17 protein-coding genes and 1 pseudogene are annotated in these 18,709 nt (G+C 38.8%); 11 read left to right on the forward strand and 7 right to left on the reverse strand.

The genetic code is table 11. The annotated features are described in order from the left end of the window. Positions 1–85: 85 nt before the first annotated feature. Positions 86–850 carry an SPOR domain-containing protein gene (locus ABC255_RS04300; RefSeq protein ID WP_412991586.1) on the reverse strand — a complete coding sequence of 255 codons (765 nt, stop codon included), beginning with the start codon at positions 848–850 and terminating at the stop codon, positions 86–88. A 107-nt stretch (positions 851–957) separates the two neighbouring features. Beyond that, positions 958–1,866, reverse strand: a complete 909-nt coding sequence (locus ABC255_RS04305) for a DMT family transporter (RefSeq protein WP_412991587.1) — start codon at positions 1,864–1,866, stop codon at positions 958–960. Between the two features lie 159 nt (positions 1,867–2,025). Between ABC255_RS04305 and ABC255_RS04310 the strand changes: the two genes are divergently transcribed. Further along, entirely contained in the window at positions 2,026–2,358 is a 333-nt protein-coding gene (locus ABC255_RS04310; protein ID WP_412991589.1) for a hypothetical protein, read from the forward strand. Positions 2,359–2,466: 108 nt separating this feature from the next. Here ABC255_RS04310 and ABC255_RS04315 read toward each other — a convergent pair whose 3' ends face one another. The 4 genes from ABC255_RS04315 to ABC255_RS04330 form a co-directional block, all read right to left on the reverse strand. After that, positions 2,467–3,675 (reverse strand): aminotransferase, encoded by a 1,209-nt coding sequence (locus tag ABC255_RS04315; protein ID WP_412998480.1) that lies wholly within the window; start codon positions 3,673–3,675, stop codon positions 2,467–2,469. Next, positions 3,675–4,178, reverse strand: coding sequence for an Lrp/AsnC family transcriptional regulator (locus tag ABC255_RS04320; protein WP_412991590.1), 504 nt, complete (start codon positions 4,176–4,178; stop codon positions 3,675–3,677). Before ABC255_RS04320 ends, ABC255_RS04315 begins: the two co-directional genes overlap by 1 nt. A gap of 155 nt (positions 4,179–4,333) precedes the next feature. Beyond that, positions 4,334–4,861 carry an NUDIX hydrolase gene (locus ABC255_RS04325; RefSeq protein WP_412991592.1) on the reverse strand — a complete coding sequence of 176 codons (528 nt, stop codon included), beginning with the start codon at positions 4,859–4,861 and terminating at the stop codon, positions 4,334–4,336. Between the two features lie 94 nt (positions 4,862–4,955). After that, on the reverse strand, positions 4,956–5,381 hold the full coding sequence (locus tag ABC255_RS04330) for a VanZ family protein (RefSeq protein WP_412991594.1): 426 nt from the start codon (positions 5,379–5,381) through the stop codon (positions 4,956–4,958). 145 nt (positions 5,382–5,526) lie between these two features. Here ABC255_RS04330 and ABC255_RS04335 point away from each other — a divergent pair, with 145 nt between their 5' ends. The 4 genes from ABC255_RS04335 (at position 5,527) to ABC255_RS04350 (ending at position 7,979) form a co-directional block, all read left to right on the forward strand. After that, on the forward strand, positions 5,527–5,913 hold the full coding sequence (locus ABC255_RS04335) for a VOC family protein (protein ID WP_412991596.1): 387 nt from the start codon (positions 5,527–5,529) through the stop codon (positions 5,911–5,913). A gap of 41 nt (positions 5,914–5,954) precedes the next feature. Then, a complete protein-coding gene (locus ABC255_RS04340) occupies positions 5,955–6,854 on the forward strand; it encodes a GNAT family N-acetyltransferase (RefSeq protein ID WP_412991598.1) in 900 nt (299 codons plus the stop codon). A 148-nt stretch (positions 6,855–7,002) separates the two neighbouring features. After that, positions 7,003–7,296, forward strand: a complete 294-nt coding sequence (locus ABC255_RS04345; RefSeq protein ID WP_307308079.1) for a hypothetical protein — start codon at positions 7,003–7,005, stop codon at positions 7,294–7,296. A 386-nt stretch (positions 7,297–7,682) separates the two neighbouring features. Further along, a complete protein-coding gene (locus ABC255_RS04350; protein WP_412991601.1) occupies positions 7,683–7,979 on the forward strand; it encodes a DUF5658 family protein in 297 nt (98 codons plus the stop codon). Between the two features lie 52 nt (positions 7,980–8,031). On the opposite strand, the pseudogene ABC255_RS04355 reads toward ABC255_RS04350, so the two are convergent. Further along, positions 8,032–8,178 (reverse strand): annotated as a pseudogene (locus ABC255_RS04355) (sigma factor-like helix-turn-helix DNA-binding protein); the annotation flags it as partial. A 198-nt stretch (positions 8,179–8,376) separates the two neighbouring features. Here ABC255_RS04355 and ABC255_RS04360 point away from each other — a divergent pair. The 6 genes from ABC255_RS04360 to ABC255_RS04385 all read left to right on the forward strand — a co-directional run bounded on the left by ABC255_RS04360 (position 8,377) and on the right by ABC255_RS04385 (position 18,655). Continuing rightward, positions 8,377–8,898, forward strand: coding sequence for a DUF6241 domain-containing protein (locus tag ABC255_RS04360; RefSeq protein WP_412991603.1), 522 nt, complete (start codon positions 8,377–8,379; stop codon positions 8,896–8,898). Positions 8,899–9,027: 129 nt separating this feature from the next. Beyond that, complete coding sequence (locus tag ABC255_RS04365; RefSeq protein ID WP_412991605.1) at positions 9,028–9,498, forward strand: hypothetical protein; 471 nt, start codon at positions 9,028–9,030, stop codon at positions 9,496–9,498. Positions 9,499–10,155: 657 nt separating this feature from the next. Beyond that, entirely contained in the window at positions 10,156–15,561 is a 5,406-nt protein-coding gene (locus ABC255_RS04370; RefSeq protein ID WP_412991607.1) for a 5'-nucleotidase C-terminal domain-containing protein, read from the forward strand. Positions 15,562–15,780: 219 nt separating this feature from the next. Continuing rightward, complete coding sequence (locus tag ABC255_RS04375; protein ID WP_412991608.1) at positions 15,781–16,755, forward strand: ring-cleaving dioxygenase; 975 nt, start codon at positions 15,781–15,783, stop codon at positions 16,753–16,755. A gap of 224 nt (positions 16,756–16,979) precedes the next feature. Continuing rightward, positions 16,980–17,450, forward strand: a complete 471-nt coding sequence (locus ABC255_RS04380; RefSeq protein WP_412991610.1) for an RNA polymerase sigma factor — start codon at positions 16,980–16,982, stop codon at positions 17,448–17,450. After that, positions 17,450–18,655 carry a hypothetical protein gene (locus tag ABC255_RS04385; protein WP_412991612.1) on the forward strand — a complete coding sequence of 402 codons (1,206 nt, stop codon included), beginning with the start codon at positions 17,450–17,452 and terminating at the stop codon, positions 18,653–18,655. Before ABC255_RS04380 ends, ABC255_RS04385 begins: the two co-directional genes overlap by 1 nt. Positions 18,656–18,709: the final 54 nt, after the last annotated feature.

Raw genomic sequence — 18,709 nt, forward strand, 5'->3', positions numbered from 1 at the left:
AAGAAAGGCTTATTAATAATGTTGGGGTAGTGAAAAACAAAAGCCTAGCTTTTGGCTGGCTTTCGTTAAAGTTATCGATATCATTTTACGACTCGGCCATTCTTCGATAGATGTTCAAGATTGACTGACCGTAGGTGGTACCTGGTACAGCCCATTTTCCGTTTAAGGCGGTCCATGTAGTGGCCGAACCTCTATTTACAAGATGGAAGCGAGGGTCAACTAACGGGTATTTGTTTGGTAATGCTGCTGTGGTAGCATAAGCATATAAGTGCTGGAGATGTGCAAGTACACCTTCCTCTGGTGTGCTGAAACTTGCACCTCTCACTGCGCCACCGGTGGCACCAATTCCTGCAAAGTTGTTTTGACTACTCCTAACATCCCCTGTAAACCGAAAATAGCCTGTTTCCTGCAAGGCTTGTGCAAATGCCACATCCCCTCTGATACCATAATACTCACCAATCGATTTATAATATTCCCCTAACAAGGGTGCATCAGGGTTTATCATTTTTACAAACGCATTCATTTGTTCAGCGGAGAGCTGCGTAGGACCTAAAATTGAGGATGGATTGAGATCAATAGCGCGGGGGTTTGATACTGTGCTTGAAGTCGTGCTGGAACCAACGTTTTCAGGTAGGATGAAAGCATTTATTCCTGTCTTTGCCTTGATTCCATTTACTCGTTTTTCAGCGTTTTCCCTGGTTGAAAAGGCGCCCGCTTGTACTCGGAACCAAGTTTCACCTGATATGACGGTGGATACGATAAAGGATTGGATTCCTTTTGAACGTAGGAAAGCTACTCGTTCCTGTGCATTTTCCCTAGACTTGAACGACCCGGCAAAAACTTTGTACATTTCATCTCCTCCAAATTAAAGTTTCTTCTTATTTTATGAGAAGGTGACAGGGGTGTAGATGGACAATAGCCTGTAACAGCAGAAAAACCCCCTGATGGAGGTTTATTTCAAGTCCCAGTCTTTACGGCCCCTTTAATAGGAATCCTTTTTTGCTGCTGCGTTAAAAAGAAAAACACACCAAGAAGCACGAGCAGTCCACCGGCAATCTGCCAGCTGGCAAGGTGTTCATTTAATAAAATGACTGCCAAAATCGTCGCACCCACAGGTTCACCTAAAATACTCATAGAAATGGTGGTAGCATTGACATAGTTTAAGAGCCAGTTATTGATGATGTGGCTGACCGTCGGAACGGTTGCAAGCAAAAAGAAAATTCCCCATTCCTTTGCCGGATAGCCGTTAAATGCAACACTTGTACTAAGGTTATAGATTGATAGAACGACGGCGGCAATGAAAAATACACTAAAACTATAAATCCAATGCGAAACTTTCTTCACAATACTTTGACCAATCATTAAGTAAACGACGACGGCAATGACACTTAAGAAGGAAAGGATATCGCCAAGGATGGCGTCCTGACTTAAAGCAAAGTCACCCCAGCCAATCATCATCGCACCGATAATGGCAATTCCCATTGTCATCAACGCGGAAGCTGTTGTTCGTTCTTTAAAAAAGAAGTATCCGCCAATCAAAGACACAATCGGCTGAAGGGCAAGTATGATGGTAGAGCTTGCGACGGTGGTTAATTTTAACGAACCGAACCAAAGGACAAAATGCAAGGCTAAAAATAGGCCTGAAAAAAATAAAAAGACCCAATCATTTCTTGTTATTTTTTTAAATTCTTCGCGGTTTTTCCAGACAATCGGAAGCATTAATAGACTTGCAAGCAGCATGCGATACATGCTTAAAATCGAAGCAGGTGCGTCAGACCATTTTACAAAGATGGCTGAGAACGATATCGCTATAATTGAAATGGTAAGTGGTAAGACGATAGATCTGGAATTATCTTGATGGTTCATTTTTATCCTCTTTTCATGAATATATAAATGAATAGTACCATAAATGCTGCTCTCCAGATACTAACAAAACTCACCAGCACCACATAGGTGGAAATTAGTCGGATTGTGTCAATAATCTGGAAGAATGATGTATAATAACGTGGAGGAGGGTGATGTAAAATGGATAATAAAAAACTAGATAGAATGGAAGATATGTTATCTAACTTAATTACAATGGTTGGGAACCTAAATCAAAAAGTGCAAAATATTCAGGAAGAAAATGCAACTATTAATGAAAAGCTAAATGTTATCGAACAGGAACAGACTGTCATGAAATATGAAAATGAAAAGCAATTCACAGATATTAATAAGCAATTCACAGATATTAATAAACAATTTGCAGATATTAAAAATATACTTACTGATATGCAAGCTGACCACGAGCATATCTGGGAAAAAGCAGCTCGAAATGAAAGAGAACTAGCAAAATTCAAAAAACACCTTCAGCTTTAAATTTCTGCCTCAAATCATACTTCTTATTACTCCAAAATCACTTCCTGTATATGAAACCATTATAAAAAAACGTCAAGCCCTTGGGGTTTGACGTTTTTTTAAAAGCATTTAATTGTTTGTAGACAGCTCTTGGACACGATTTTGTTTTAATTCCAATGAATCCATGAACCGTTTGATTCGCTGCATGGCTTCTTGAAGTTGTTCCATAGAAGTAGCATAGGAGCATCGGATATACCCTTCGCCGCTCTCGCCAAAAGCACTGCCAGGAACAACGGCTACTTTTTCTGCCAGTAAAAGCTCTTCGGCAAATTGCTCTGAGGTCATGCCAGTATTTTTAATAGAAGGGAAGACATAGAAAGCTCCGCCTGGTGTGTGACAGTCGAGTCCAATATTGTTTAACGATTGAACAATAAAATTTCGTCTTCTACGGTAACTTCTTCTCATGCTTTCCACTTCGTGATACGTATTTCGTAAAGCCTCGATCGCGCCGTGCTGCAGCATATGCGGTGCACACATCGTTGTATATTGTAAGATTTTTACCATTTGTTCCGTAAATGGTTTAGGAGCGGCTAAGAAACCTAGTCGCCATCCTGTCATCGCAAATCCTTTGGAGAAGCCATTGATCAAGATGGTTCGTTCATACATGCCCTCGATAGAGGCGAAGCTTGTATATTCATCATCATAGGTCAATTCTGCATAGATTTCATCAGAGATAACAAGTAAGTCGTGTTTCTCTACCACTGTTGCAATATTTGTAAGTTCTTCTTTGTTTAAATAGGTACCCGTCGGGTTATTTGGTGAACATAGTAAAATTGCTTTTGTTTTGGTCGTAATCGCGTTCTCGATTTGTTCAGGTGTAAGCTTGAAGCCATTACTTGGGTGTGTTGAGACCGGAATTGGCTTCCCTCCTGCCAACGTAACTAATGGTGCATATGAAACGAAAGCTGGTTCAATAATCAGTACTTCGTCACCAGGATTTAGGATGGCGCGGAAGGTTAGGTCAATGGCTTGGCTGGCACCGGCCGTTACAATTACTTGGTCGACAGGATTATACTCGACCCCAAACCGCTTGTTTAAGTAGGCAGTTATCTCCTGTCTTAATTCAAGTAACCCTGGATTTGCAGTGTAAGAGGTGTAGCCCTCTTCTAAAGATAAAATAGCTGCTTCCCGAATGCTCCACGGCGTGATGAAATCTGGTTCCCCAACACCTAGGGAAATGACGCCCTTAATAGAGGCAGCTAGGTCAAAGAACTTCCTGATTCCAGATGGCTTTAATTCTTTTACCATTTCAGATAAATAGTGTTGGTGTTCCTTCATCATGGTGAAACCACCATCCGACGATCACGATCATTGTTTTCGCCAAAAATGACGCCATCATGCTTGTATTTTTTTAACATGAAATGAGTGGTTGTGGAAATCACATTATCAATCGTCGACAGCTTTTCCGACACAAACCTAGCGATCTCACTCATGGTTTTACCTTCAATGGTAATCGATAAATCATACGCACCGGACATGAGATAAAGAGATGTAACCTCAGGGAAACGATAAATTCTTTCCGCCACCTCATCGAAACCTACTCCGCGTTTCGGGGTCACCTTTACATCAATCATGGCAACGATGTTTTCCTCGCCAGCCACCTTGCTCCAATCAATCAAAGCCGGATAACTAACAATGATTTTCTCATCCTCCAGCTTCTTAATAATCGCAGAAACATCCTCCACACTCGAATTCACCATCAACGCAATATCTTCCACAGGAATCCTATGATTCTCCTCCAGAATCGAAAGAACCTCTAACTCCTCACCAGACAACCTCATCCTAAATCCCCCTCATAACGTTCAAATTTAATATTACTATAATACATCATAGTTAGAATAAATAAAATATTTTCTAGTGGATGGTGCCTGTCATAAGGTGTATTGATTAATAACAAAAAAGGTTTTCGCACGTGTTGTGCTAAAACCCTTTTTTATTAATTATTTATTATGAGGTAACGTAGGATGGCTGCGAGTCCGGCGCCGTGTTTGAAATCCCCGCTACTAATGAGCTGGTTTAACTCGTTCATTTCGATGGTATGTAAGTCTATCTGTTCGGTGGCTTCCAGCTGCTGCTCTTTTTTTATTAGGTCGGTTGCAGCAAAAAGGAAAATTTGCTCACTCGTGGACCCAGGAGAGGGGTAAACACTGCCTAGATCTATCCAGTTTTTAGCCTGGCAGCCTGTTTCTTCCTCAAGTTCTCTTTTGGCTGCGGAAAGTGGTTCTTTGTCTTCAGGATCAATCGCTCCTGCAGGTAACTCCCATTGCCATTCCTTGACTGCATGACGATATTGCCGAATACAAATGACCTTCCCGTCCTCCGTTATCGGTAAAATACAAACACCCTTTGAAAAATTCACATAAGAGAAATGCATATCTGTTTGGTTTGGCAGTGTAACATCTTCCTGAACAATCTCAAATCGGTCTACTTGGTCTTTTTGAACTTTGTTAATTTTCCACTCCACAACACTACACCTCATTTGTATATCGAATCTATTTATTTTTGCTTAAGTATCGATGAAATTCAAGTGAAAGGTAGTTTTAGTCTGTAAAAGTGCTTTAATTATTTAAATTGGTGTGATTGGAATGTCTTATCCTGAAAAGGTCTGCAATCGCTAAAGCCAGTAAAATACCTATTAAATCAAATCCAATATCAAAAGCCCTTCCACCCCGGTTGAAATATAATTGCAGAAATTCGGTTAGAGCCGCAAAGGAAGCAGCCATAGCCAGGATTATCATATGAGATCTAAATTTAGTTAACAACAGAATAGTAAAAACTTGAAAAGCTATTATATGGCCTAACTTTTGCAACAGGAATCCCTGACTAAGGTCATAGGGGAGTGGTGATAGGAAATCATAAAATGTTGGCTGACCGTCCCAACGAAACCTTACAACACCAAATTGAATTAAATTATGGAAGCTTGAGGTACAAGTAAAAATCAAAATGGCCGTACACCAAATAAAAATAAACAGACCTCGCATCATTGCGTCCCCCTTTTTCAAACACAGTTTAAACGGTTACAATAGGTTTCATACATAAATGAATGTATAAATGGTACAATTTGCATAAATGGTGAAAAATACGTCTTTTTCACCTTGGTGACAGGCACCATAATAAGGAGGTTTTTTTATGGCAGTTAATAAGTTAGAGCATGTTGGTGTGATGGTGAGTGATTTGGAGGTTTCTATTGATTTTTATGAGAATGTTTTAGGGTTGGATTTGCTGGATAGGTTTGCAGCGAATGAAACGACTGGGTTGGCTTTTTTAGGGGATCGTGCTAGTGGACAGGTGATTGTTGAACTTATTTGTGGGAAGGATAATCCTTTTCCTGATGAAGGAAAGGTTCATCATATTGCCTTTACGGTGGACGATATTGAGGAAGAAATTGAACGACTTATAAAGTTGAAGATACAATTCACAAATGAAGAAATTTCTACTTTGACAAATGGCAGCAAGTATATTTTCTTTAAGGGTCCAGATGGGGAGACTCTAGAGTTATTTCAGCCAAAATCTTAATTTAATTGCAATGGACTAAAAATTTACAGGAGGGGGAGCAGATGAGGGTTGTATCTTTAGAGAAAGAGAGAGTTTCTGATTTTATTGCTTATTGTAAAAAGCATAGATCAGAGGTTGATGATTCTTATTTGTATGATTTTGAATTACGGGAGTTTGTCGTTGATGATGAAAATCCTACTTATCTTTCGTTAAATGAGAAGGATGAAATAGTCGGAGCAGCTTCGCTGGTCATGGATGATTATCATAAACGTGGAAAAAGGGCTCGCTTTCGGATTTTTCATTGCGAAACTCAAAATATGCAATGCTATCAGCAACTGCTAGAGGCTGTGTTAAAACATACAACTGACCTAGATAAGGTTTTTCTGTTTATCCCAGTAATAAATAAAAAATTGATAGAGATGATCGAGGGCTTGAAGTTTTCTGTGGAAAGATATGCTTTTCTGCTTGTAAGAGAGGACCTGGACGTACCAGAAGTCGAACTGCCAAAGGGTTATGAGCTTAGAACTTTTCGTCCAGGACAGGATGAAGAGCATTGGCTAAAGGTACGAAATGCTGCTTTTTCAACTCTGAAAGGCAGTGAAACACCGCTCACCACTGAGGGGGTAAAAAAGCTGTCAACCGATGATGATTACCTTGAAGGCGGGATGATGATCCTTTTCGATCAGGAAAAGCCGGTAGGAGTAATTAGAGGAGCAGATGATGAATATGATGAGGCACCTATTATGAACATAGGGCCTGTCGCAATATTGCCTGAGTATCAAGGCCGCGGGTTAGGAAGAAGCCTGCTGAGAGCTTCTTTAAGATTTGCCAAGGAAAAAGGTTATAAACGCACCATCCTTAGTGTAAACGGAGAGAATGAGCGTGCTCAAGCGCTATATATTCAAGAGGGCTTTAAACAGGCAGAGGCAGTTGTCTGTTATCAATATTTTTTAAATAAGTAATAGGAAAAAAAGGTGTTTTCTCAATTTGAAAAAGAGAAAATGCCTTTTTTCTATTAAAACGGATTTATTCTTGAAAATATTTATTTATTTTCGTCCGTTCCACATCACCTGAAACTCCATATGCTTTAGTAATAAGGGGTGAAATGTAATGAAAAAAGACCAATTTGACGCAGAAACACTAAAGCACATTAGGAGCAGACTTGATACTGTTTATGCCATTGCCAAGAAAAATTACAATGACAACCCTGAATTGATGGACACAATCGAGAGTTTAGCTCAAATAGCTATTATGTTTACCAATATCAAACTACAAGAGGTTAACGATCACGAAGAAACTGCTAGCCCTCAGGGGTACATCCTTTCAAAACTGTCACACTCGTACTCCAGAATGACAGAGTATGAAAAACAAAAGATAAAAGACTTTCCAGAATGGAAGCTATAAGAAACTAGTCACGAGTGGGAGCACACCAAAGCATCGAGTGAAATTTGATGGAAATGCAGAATTTTATTGTTTAGCACGTAAAAGAGGCTCAGAGTTTTCTACTCTGAGCCTTTCTTTTTAATAAATTGTAATATAATAACCATTTTTCGCCTTCACGCTCTGTCACTTTTTATTAATACATGGGTATGAATTAGGCGACTTCCTTCGAGCTTTCTTTTTCAATCTCGACCCATAACGCCAATTTCAACTATCAATAAAGTGTTATTTTTGATTGTTCAGTTGATATTAAGAAGAAATTGTCAAACGATTATCTTACTAATTAGAAGGAATACATACCATCAAAAAAGAAATCCGTTATTAAGAACAACCAAGGAGGTAAGGTTACAGTGGTCTTACTTTTTCATTATTTATCTCTCTTAAATATATTTGATGCTCTGATTACTTACTTTGGCTTGGAAAACTCAATGATACAGGAAATGAACCCGCTCATGAATAGAATATATGAAGCAGATCCAGCTTTGTTTCTGATTACCAAGATGGGATTTTCGCTGTGCCTTTACTTATTTATTCTTTTTAAAAAAGTACCAACATCCTCTCTTACAAAGGGACTCACTGTCTTTGCTTCAAGTTTCTATACCCTAATATTCTTCCTCCATTGCTACTGGCTCGTTGTCCTCATATAAAGGCGCCGATCCATTATAGTGGCAGACACCTTTTTACTTAGGCAACTGAGAGTTAATTACGTCCCATAGATAATTTTAATTTGTCGCGAGCTCCCTTACGCCAATTTTTTACCGCAGATAATGACACCTTTTCCTTTTGGGCAATTTCACTTACACTCAAGCCTTCCTGTACTGTTAGTAAGAGCCATTTTCTTTGATTGGGTGTTAAAGTATGACAATGCGGTTTTTATTTTTGCAAAAAAAAGGATGCCACCGATGTTTGAGAGGGACAGTATTCATTCGTGATATCCATGTTTAAATAATATGTACAAGTATCTGGGATAATTTTGTATAATTATAGAAATTGGGCTTTTGCCAAGTCGAAATTAGATAGATTAGGGTTAAGGGGGAGAGCACAATGAAAAAATTGAAAGTATGGGGTCCTATCGTTGGGATTCTAGCTTGTATTGTGGGAGCCTATTTTTACTTAAGTGAAGAGCGCGGGCTGGAATTAAACTTAAAGAAAAATGATCCCGTTGCTGCGAAAGAGGCACAAACAAAAATCGATAAAAGCTTTGAGACTCCTGTATCGAGCGATGTGACGGAAGAATATGAAACAATGAAAGATGGGGAGCTAATCCAAGAAGTTCACGATATGACACATCAAAAGGTGGAGGCAGACAAAAAATGGGGTTCCTCCGAAATCACCGCCGAAAAAGTCCAGACATTATTTAATGTAATAAAAAATAAGGACTTCCAAAATGGCAGTACGAAAGATATGCTCTTAGCTATCCTTGAACCGTGGATACGAAAAGACTTCAGTAATGCCGTAAGCGCTCACAATCGCATCTGGTCCTTCCAAAACGGAAACATCGGCAAAGCCACTCGTCTACTTACCCCTCAGGAAGAACTAGAATTTATCGAGGATCAATTTCGTTAGTGCCATGGTGACAGGCACCGCTCGTGGACACTGTCCACCTCAGGAGGACAGTTAGGCCGAACATTATTAATATTCGGACGAGGCTGGACATAGTCTTTAGTATGGGGGTCTGTATTAAAGGAGAGGTACATGTCTAGAAAATCCGCGTCGATTAAAGGTTTTTTAATGGGAATGGTGCTGCTGGTCTGTATCGTTACTGTTTTTATGCTAATAAGGGGTGCTTGGTTTTCGCCCGATGCAGAGGCAGCTGCTGTGGTGGAGGAGTTTTATTTGTATGAACAGGAGGGGGAATTTGCTTCTTCTTGGGAGCTTTTTCATTCAACCATGAAGGAAAGATTCGGGAAAGGGCACTATATTCAAGACAGGGCCCATGTGTTCATGAACCACTTTGGCGTTGAAACGTTTGACTTTGCGATGAGTGAACCTGAGAATATCGAGCAATGGAAAATGTCCAAAACAGGACCAGCCATGAAAAATGTCTACAAAATCCTTGTGACTCAAACCTACAAAGGAACCTACGGTAACTTTGAACTGGCACAAGAAGTATTTGCCGTTCAAGAGAAAGACGAATGGAAGATCGTTTGGGATTATAACCAGTAAAATAGGGTGAAAAGGACTCCCTCCGTTGTTAGTGATATCTGTTTGAAAAGATAGTAATCTATATTAAGATATGAATTTGCAAATTAAATGTACGCAAATGGGGAAGGTTACTAAGTTCCTCAATATTTAAGGTAGTATAAAAATTGTTAGCACATCCAACCGTGAGGGAAATTCGACATATCCACGTTTTGGAATAAAGTGAAAAGGAAAAAGTCTTGAATGACTCTTTCGCTAATTTTTTCGTTTAATATTGTCCGTGTGTGAGTCCTTTTTAGTGGATTAGGACAGGTTTACCACCTGACTTATCCATAATAAAGGGCTTTTTCTGTATGCAAACAAATTTTTCATTGATATAATCCTATAATTTGTAAAGTTAATCTATTAAGGCTTAAGATAAATCGTCAAATTATTACAAAAAAATAATTTTCCTTGTTAGTAGATTTATATAATAATATAATTCTTACAGGAGGTGTTTGAATAATAGAAGTAGTTAGAATTTTGCTACTCATGAAAGCGGTTTATATTTATAACCTTATCTAAAGTAATAAATCAAAAGTACTTAAGAGGATAGCTAGAATTGGGGAATTAGAGGGGTCATACAGAAAATTAATGCACTTTAATGTAAATGGCGATTGATTTAGTCTTAGGGGGAAAAATATGAAAAAGAGACATAAAAAGAGTTTGAGTATTGTCACAGTGCCTGTTTTACTTATGGGTTTACTTTCACCAGTGGCTGGGACAAATGCAAAGGCTGAAATTGTTAAAGCTACAGATTTGATTATCTCTGAATATATTGAGGGATCAAGTTTTAACAAAGCTATAGAACTATATAATGGAACAGGTGCGGATGTTGATTTAAGCCAGTACACCCTTGGAATTCATACAAACGGTGCAGAAGCAGTTTCAAAAAGCCTAGGCTTATCCGGTACATTAGAAAATGGCAAAACATATGTTTTATATAATAATCAAGCAGCTGAAGGTATAAAAAGCAAGGGGAATCTTGTAGATTCAACTGTTATTAATTTTAATGGAAATGATCCTATCGTTCTTAAAAAAGGCGGAACAATCATTGATTCAATTGGTCAAGTAGGAACAACAGTAAATTGGGCGGTAGATGGCACTTTTGTTAGGAAAAGCAATGTATTAACAGGGGATACTAACCTTAAAGATGAATTTAATAATAATCAGGAATGGACCCGTTCCAATATTGATGATTTCACAAATCTTGGAACACATTTCCTTGGAAGTGTCACTCCTGAAGAACCAAACGAACCAGCACCAATTCCTGCTATTTCAATTGAAAAAGCACGACAAGCGGTTGGTGAAACTGTAACTATTGAAGGTATTGCAACAACCAAATCCGGTCTTTGGGGCAGCGAGACATTTTATATGCAAGATGAAACTGCTGGGATGTATGTCTTTAGTAGCCCGCAAAGTGTAAAACCTGGTGATAAAGTAAAAATTACTGGTGATTTAGTATTATACAAAGGTGAACTAGAGATTAAACCTACGAGTCTAGTCATTATTTCTAGCGGAAATCAACTTCCTGCAGCACAGTCTGTTAAGGCAGTAGATAAAACAACTCAAGGTGAATTACTGAAGCTTGAAAGAGTAACAATCACTGAGATGACTAAGGATAGCTACGGAACTGCTACTTTCCAAGCTAAATTTGAAAGCGGGGAAACAGTTAGAGTTATTCATGATAACCGTACAGGTTCTAATTATGATGAATTAGTTAAGCATTACAAAGAAGGCGATCTAGTTCATATTGTTGGACTTGGTTCAGTAGACGATAATGGATTCAACTTAAAGACTACTGGTCTCGACAGCTATGATCTAGTAAACAAACCAGCAGTTTATGTATCACAGGCACAAGGTGTTGTTCCGGCCGATACAAAAATTGTGTTGAATTCTGGCCTTGAAGGTGCTGAAATCCACTACACAACAGATGGTTCAACACCAACTGCAGCAAGCGCAAAATATGTTGCACCAATAGAATTAAAAACTGGTGAAACAACTATTAAAGCTATTGCAGTAAAAGGTGAAACTGTAAGTGAAGTATTCAGCTTTACTTATAAGATTTTAAATACTGAAGGTGTAAAAATCCATGATATTCAAGGAAAAGGACATGTTTCCGAATATAATGGCGCTTCTGTAAAAGCAGTTACAGGTGTTGTAACTCACAAATTTAGTAATAATAGTTTTGTTATGCAGGATATTACTACCGCTGACAATGACAAGGCGACATCAGAAGCAATTGAAGTATCTAAAACAGCTCATGGAGTTATCGTTGGTGATACAGTAACGGTTGACGGAACAGTTACAGAAAATGGCGGCGGTGCAAACCTGTCTACAACACGAATTACTGCAACAGCAGTTACGAAAACAGGTACAGCAGAATTACCTGAACCACTTGTAGTTGGCAAAGATATTTTGCCTCCAAACAAAATCATTGATAATGACAAAATGCAGTCGTATGATCCAGCAGAAGATGGCATTGACTTCTGGGAATCCGTTGAATATATGCGCGTTTCATTCCCAAGTCCAGTTGTAGTTGGACCTCCGTACTCAAACGATATTCCTATTATGGTTCCAAGCACATCAAATAACACATTGAATGTTGCTGGTGGTATTAATATTGCAAAAGATGACTATAACCCAGAAAAAATCATGCTAGACAATGTTGGAAACGACTATCGTTCAGGTGATAAATTTGATGGGAATGTTATTGGTATCGTTTCTTATGCAAGCACAGGCTATCAGGTTGTAACTAATAAGACAACATTGCCTTCAGTTATCCCATCAACTTTTAAAGCAGAAGTTACAAATATTGAACGTGAAGATGAAAAACTAATTGTTGCATCTTACAATGTTGAAAACTTCTCAAACAATACAGCAAACACACCAGATGCGAAGGTTGCAAAAATCGCAAAGACATTTGTAGAAAATATGAAATCTCCTGACATCATTACTCTTATAGAAGTTCAAGATAATGACGGAGAAACTGATTCAGGAAATGTAGATGCTACGCAAAGCTATGAGCGTTTAATTAAGGCAATCAAGGATGCTGGCGGTCCAACATATAATTGGACAGATGTTGCTCCTGTAAACAATACAAACGGTGGCGCCCCTGGAGGTAATATCCGGGTTGGTTACCTATATAATCCTGAACGAGTTAAATTGGTTGAAGGAACTCATGGTACGAGTACTCAAGCAAACGGATGGACTGAAAAGGGGAACTTAACACTAAACCCAGGTGTGGTTAATCCAGAAAAATTTGCTGGAACACGTAAACCAATCGCTGCCGAGTTCGAATTCAAAGGTGAGCGCGTAGTAGTTATTGGAGCTCACTTAAATTCCAAAGGTGGAGATGAATCTCTATGGGGTTCAAGCCAACCGCCTAAATTAGGCTCTGAAACACAACGCCTAGGATTGGCTCAAGAAATAAATAACTTTATCAAAGCAGGTCTTGCAAAAAATCCTGCCCTTAATGTAGTTGTAGCTGGAGATATGAATGATTTTGAATTCACACCAGTGCTTGCAAAACTTAAAGGCAATGAGTTAACAAATATGGTTGACCTTGTTCCTGAGAAAGATCGTTTCTCATACTTCTTCCAAGGTAACAACCAAGTATTAGACCACGTTTTAGTAACAAAGAATCTCGTACCAAATGCAATTGTTGATATGGTTCATATCAATGCGAATTTCACAGAAGAACAGGGACAAGCATCTGACCATGATCCTGTAGTCGTTCAGCTAGGTTTCGATTTCCCTGACTTATCAATTATTCATACTAATGATACACATGCAGCTTTAGAGAACATGCCTAGAACAGTTACAGCTCTGAAGGATATGAGAGCTACGTATCCTGGATCGCTTCTCCTTCATGCTGGGGATGCATTTACTGGAACATTGTTCTTCAATGAATTCCAAGGAAAAGCCGACTTAGATATAATGAATTTGATGAAATTTGATGCGATGACCTTTGGTAACCATGAATTTGACCTAGGTTCTTCAGCTCAAGGCCATCAAAAATTGGCTGACTTTATTAAGGGAGCTCAATTCCCATTTGTAAGTGCAAACGTTGATTTTTCAAATGATGAGAAATTTGAAGATATCTTCACTGACTTATATGCAGCAAATGTTGAAAATGGTCAAATCTACAATGGAATCATTAAAGAGGTAAACGGTGAAAAAGTTGGTATTTTCGGTTTAACAACAGAAGAAACTGCAGATATTTCAAGCCCTGGTTCAATTGAGTTTGAAAACTATCTTACAGAAGCGAAAAAGGCAGTAAAAGCACTAGAAGCACAAGGTGTTAAACGCATCGTTGCCTTGACTCATATAGGTTATGATGACAATCCAACTATTGATAATGACTTAATTCTTGCAGAGAAGGTAGAAGGCATTGATGTGATTGTGGGTGGACATACCCATACAGCATTAACAAAACCAACTCTTATTGAGAAAGATGCAACTCCTACTGTAATTGTTCAAACTGGAAATTCAAACAGTAACTTAGGTGTCCTAAATGTTGATTTTGATGATAAGGGTGTTGTAAAAGCTTATAATGGCAGATTAATTGCAATTGATACTAAAATAGCTGCTGACCCTGAAGCAGTAAAAGTATTGGAACCATATCAAACACAAGTAACTAAGGTATCTAAAACAGAAATTGGTGTATCTACTCCAATTGCATTGGAATCTCCTCGTACAAACGGTGATAATACGAAACCAAGTGTACGTAAAAATGAAACTATTCTAGGGAATTTGATTACAGATGGAATGCTTAAGAAGGCAAAATCGTTCACTGGCAAGAATGTTATTATGGCATTACAAAACGGTGGCGGTATCCGTGCAGGTATCAACCAAGGTCCAATCACTGTAGGTGAGGTAATCACTGTACTTCCGTTTAATAACACTCTAGCAACAATGGACGTAACAGGTGCTGAATTAAAAGCAGCATTTGAAATTTCTCTTTCTCAATACCCAGCAGAAAATGGCGGATTCCTGCATGTAGCAGGTGGTAAAGTCGTATATGATATGACGAAACCAGCAAAACAACGTATTGTTTCTGTATCTTATTTGAATGAAACAGGTAAGTATGTAGAAGTTCAAGATGATGTGAAATACACGATTGCAACAAACGCCTTTACAGCAAAAGGCGGAGACGGCTATGATGTCTTTGCAAAAGCATATGCTGAAGGACGTGTAACTGACCTAGGTCTTTCAGATTGGGAAAACTTCCGTGATCATCTAGTTAGTATTGGAAGCGAAGGAATTCCAACTAAAGTTGAAGGCAGAATTTTAGATGTAACTCAAGTAGTACCAAGTGAAAACCCAGGCGAAAACCCAGGCCAGAACCCAGGCGAAGTGCCAGGTAATACAGATGGGACAACAGAAATTAAAGTTCCAGTAACTAAAATAGGTAACAAGTATACAATTAGTGAAAAAGCACTTGAAAATCTTAAAGATAAAGCAGTAGTTGTTTTTGAAGTTGATAATAAAACAAATGCAACTTTAGCTCTTACTAAAGCACAAGTTCAAGCTTTGAAAAGTGCTAATGCAGTAATTGTGGTTAGCAATGGAAATGTAGATGTACAAATCCCTGCTTCTATGCTGCCTTTAGCAGAAAATCTTGATATTAGTGTGAAGAAAATGGAAGCAAAAGGTGCATTAGCTGTTTATGACTTTAAGATTGAAGTAGATGGCAAAGAGTATCATAAGTTCAATGAAAAAGTTAAACTTACATTTAAGGTTGATCCAAAACAAGTTAAAAATCCTAAAGATGTAAAAATCTATTATTGGAATGAAGAGAAAAAGAACTGGGAGCTAATCGGCGGAGAATACAATAATGGCGAAGTTTCAGCTTATACAGATCACTTCAGTACATTTGGTGTATTCGAAGGCACTCCAGATTCTATTGAGACTCCAACTAAAGGTAACCATGAACTTCCGAACACAGCAACAAACAACTATAACAATTTACTTGCAGGATTAATGTTAGTTATAGCTGGTAGTGTTTTATTCTTCGTTAAGAGAAGAAATACTACATTAAAGTAATACGTAATAATTAATAAAGACAATTGATAATATTAGAATCCAATTATTAGTTGTATAAAAAAGTAGGCGTGCCAATCTCAGGCACGCCTTTTTCCTCGTGATTTTACCTTGAGGTGGACATTGTCTGTGGTCGGTAATTTGACGGACGCTCAATTTTTGAGTACAATTACTTTGAATTCGAGATAATTATTGTACTAAGTTTGATTAGGAGGCCTTCAAATGAAGCTGTTAGGTTTACATCATGTTTCGATCTTAACGGGTAAGGCGGAGAGGAACTTTCAATTTTATACAAAGATTTTAGGTTTGAGATTGGTCAAGAAAACAGTCAACCAAGATAATACAGAAGCCTATCATTTATTTTATGGTGACGCGAAGGGAAGTCCAGGGACAGAGATTACGTTTTTTGATATACCTGGATTGGGGCATACGTATCCCGGTGTCGGCAGTATTTCATCTACCTCACTTCGTGTGAAGGACAGTGATGCGCTCCACTACTGGGAAGATCGTTTTAAGCAGTTTGGGATTCAACATGGGCAAATTGAGAAGCGAAACAATCGCGACACGCTTGCGTTTCAGGATTTTGAGGGAACTCGTTTAGTTTTGGTGGCAGATAACGGTGAAGAAGGTGTTACTGCTGGTGTTCCTTGGGACAAAAGTGAAGTCCCGGTAGAGCATGCCATCGTTGGTTTGGGACCTGTGACTTTAACGGTTGGTGTTCCGGACAAAACGGTTAAAGTTTTAACTGAGGTAATGGGTTTTACACAGGCTGGCACATATCCATCGCTCGCAGGGGATTTCCCGGATATTCTGGTTTTCACAACAGGTGAAGGCGGGTCTGGAGCAGAGGTGCATATCGAGACGAGACCAGATTTGCCTAGGGAGCGACCAGGGCGAGGAAGTGTTCATCATGTTGCCTTTCGCGTTCCGAATGAAGAAGAATATGACTATTGGGCACAGAGAATCGCCGCATCGGGACTCATGAATTCAGGTAAAGTTGAACGGTATTACTTCAAAGCCCTCTATTTCCGAGAACCAAATCATATCCTTTTTGAATTATCTACCGACACCCCAGGTTTTGACGTGGATGAACAGATTGAAAAATTGGGGGAAAAACTTGCACTTCCGCCATTTCTGGAACCCCGCAGGGCGGATATTGAAGCGAGACTAAGACCATTAGAGTTAGATAGTAAGTAAACATTAAGACAGGGACCATATAAATATGGAACTTGTCTTTTTTCTTGGCACAATCTGCCTTCTATATTAATCTATAGAAAACTCCACTTTTTAAATTTTTTTTTAAAAAATCTCCAACACTTTCCTTTCCTCAATCGTTATCTACATGAAAGCGGCAAAAACAACTCTGAAAGCAATACATGATTTTCCTAAGAGATAAAAATGAATAAAAGTGAGTGGTCAACGTGAAGGTCGAAGTAAGTGATTTATATGAAAAGTTAAAAGATGATCTTTTCCGTTTTGCCCGTTCCATTGCAAGGCATGGGCAGGAGGCAAATGACCTCGTTCAGGACGCAATGATAAAGTCGCTAAATGAACCAGAGCTTCTCACCCTGCCGGAATATAAGCAGCGAGCATGGTTTTTTCGGGTCATGAAAAATAGGTTGATTGATGACCGACGGAAGGAACAACGATTGACACAGTGGGAAGAAGACCTTGATTTTCCGATACAGCAGGCCGGTGTCAGCCACTTAGAAATAACCGAGTTAATTAGACATTTGCCACAGGATTTAAGTGATTTAATTTTTAAAAGATATTGGTTAGGGCTTTCCAGTCAGGAAATTGGCGCTCAGTTAGGGCTCCCAGCCTCAACGGTACGCTATAAACTTCAACTCGCAATAAAACGGTTACGAACAATTTTGGAGGAGGAAAAATAATGAGTCAACGTATTGGAAATGTGGGATTATTAAATTTGGTAAATGCTACGGAAGAGAGTATTAAAGGTATAGAACGGATTGAAAATGTCGGTCTCGTTCTTTATGGGAAAGAAAATGCTCACCTATTAACTCGCTTGAATATTGGAAATATCGGGTCGAGTCTAGAGGTGCCAACTGGTTACCGCCTTTTTAATGGAGTTCTTAATTTGGACCAAAACTATCTGTCTTCCATTGTTGAGCCAGTCCTTCTTTTAGTAAACGGTGTGGTGATTATTGATCGGAATGTTCAACCGGACCAGATTCAAGCTGGGAATTTAAACTTGATGGTAAACGGAAAAGTGTATTGTCCTGAACATTTATCTGGAGCGGCCGGCAGGATGTTTAAAAAAAATAACGGAGCAGTTGAAACCTATAATGGTGCACCGCCAAGATTAGAGAATGGTAAATTTACATTGACGAATTCCTTTCTACAATCAATAGATGAACCTTTATTTCTGGTTGTAAATGGATTGCTAACTTTTGCGCAGGATCTGAATCTTGATTTGTTTAATGAGAAAATTAATAAGTTAGAAGTGAATGGAAAGTTCGAAATCTTTGAAAATCAAGAAGCTTATTTATATAAAAAAGTCGTTTCTTTAACAACCTGTATAGTGGAAGTAATTCCTGCCGGATATGAGGTTTTGGGTAAACCGCTGCGCCTGAATGCCCGTTCGATTCGCAGATTCCAACAGAAAAAATTGTTTACCAATAAACCGGTTATTATTGAGAGCGATGTTTCAAGAGAAGTGCTAACAAAAGCAGTTGAAAAAATTCATTCTACTTCTGTTATTATTTGCCACGAGGAAGTGGAAGATCTCGTTTATGAGCTATTAAGTCTGCTGGAAACAGAAGTTTTGTCCTACGAAAATAACTATATCTTAATTGAAGGGGAGGAGTTATGGTCAAACGACCAATTCCAAGCCTTAAACCAGCCAGCTACTTTCATCGTCAACGGCCAGCTCGTCCTTGATGCCGATGTAAGTGAAGACGTGCTACGCTCCAAAGTATCAGCATTAGATATCTTAGGTGAAGTCGTTGTTCGCAAAAAGAAACTAAAAGGCGTTCTTCAAAACATCATTCGACTTAATACAGGCACAGTAGAAGAAGAAAAAGGAATAGAAGAAACAGGTGTGACACTTCAAAATGTGGGAGAGCTGTCACTATAAAAGGAAGGCACCGCCAAAATGGCGGTGCCTGTCACCAAGGTGAAAACGGATGTT

The sequence above is a fragment of the Neobacillus canaveralius genome (assembly GCF_047237705.1).
In the GTDB taxonomy this organism is placed as follows: domain Bacteria; phylum Bacillota; class Bacilli; order Bacillales; family Cytobacillaceae; genus Neobacillus; species Neobacillus niacini_K.

Bases quoted from the DNA above. Each gene is read 5' to 3' on its own strand.
- ABC255_RS04345 (WP_307308079.1), top strand. From the start codon at position 7,003: ATGAAAAAAGACCAATTTGACGCAGAAACACTAAAGCACATTAGGAGC.
- ABC255_RS04375 (WP_412991608.1), top strand. From the start codon at position 15,781: ATGAAGCTGTTAGGTTTACATCATGTTTCGATCTTAACGGGTAAGGCG.
- ABC255_RS04305 (WP_412991587.1), bottom strand. From the start codon at position 1,866: ATGAACCATCAAGATAATTCCAGATCTATCGTCTTACCACTTACCATT.
- ABC255_RS04320 (WP_412991590.1), bottom strand. From the start codon at position 4,178: ATGAGGTTGTCTGGTGAGGAGTTAGAGGTTCTTTCGATTCTGGAGGAG.
- ABC255_RS04315 (WP_412998480.1), bottom strand. From the start codon at position 3,675: ATGAAGGAACACCAACACTATTTATCTGAAATGGTAAAAGAATTAAAG.
- ABC255_RS04330 (WP_412991594.1), bottom strand. From the start codon at position 5,381: ATGATGCGAGGTCTGTTTATTTTTATTTGGTGTACGGCCATTTTGATT.
- ABC255_RS04310 (WP_412991589.1), top strand. From the start codon at position 2,026: ATGGATAATAAAAAACTAGATAGAATGGAAGATATGTTATCTAACTTA.
- ABC255_RS04340 (WP_412991598.1), top strand. From the start codon at position 5,955: ATGAGGGTTGTATCTTTAGAGAAAGAGAGAGTTTCTGATTTTATTGCT.
- ABC255_RS04370 (WP_412991607.1), top strand. From the start codon at position 10,156: ATGAAAAAGAGACATAAAAAGAGTTTGAGTATTGTCACAGTGCCTGTT.
- ABC255_RS04300 (WP_412991586.1), bottom strand. From the start codon at position 850: ATGTACAAAGTTTTTGCCGGGTCGTTCAAGTCTAGGGAAAATGCACAG.
- ABC255_RS04385 (WP_412991612.1), top strand. From the start codon at position 17,450: ATGAGTCAACGTATTGGAAATGTGGGATTATTAAATTTGGTAAATGCT.
- ABC255_RS04365 (WP_412991605.1), top strand. From the start codon at position 9,028: ATGTCTAGAAAATCCGCGTCGATTAAAGGTTTTTTAATGGGAATGGTG.
- ABC255_RS04360 (WP_412991603.1), top strand. From the start codon at position 8,377: ATGAAAAAATTGAAAGTATGGGGTCCTATCGTTGGGATTCTAGCTTGT.
- ABC255_RS04335 (WP_412991596.1), top strand. From the start codon at position 5,527: ATGGCAGTTAATAAGTTAGAGCATGTTGGTGTGATGGTGAGTGATTTG.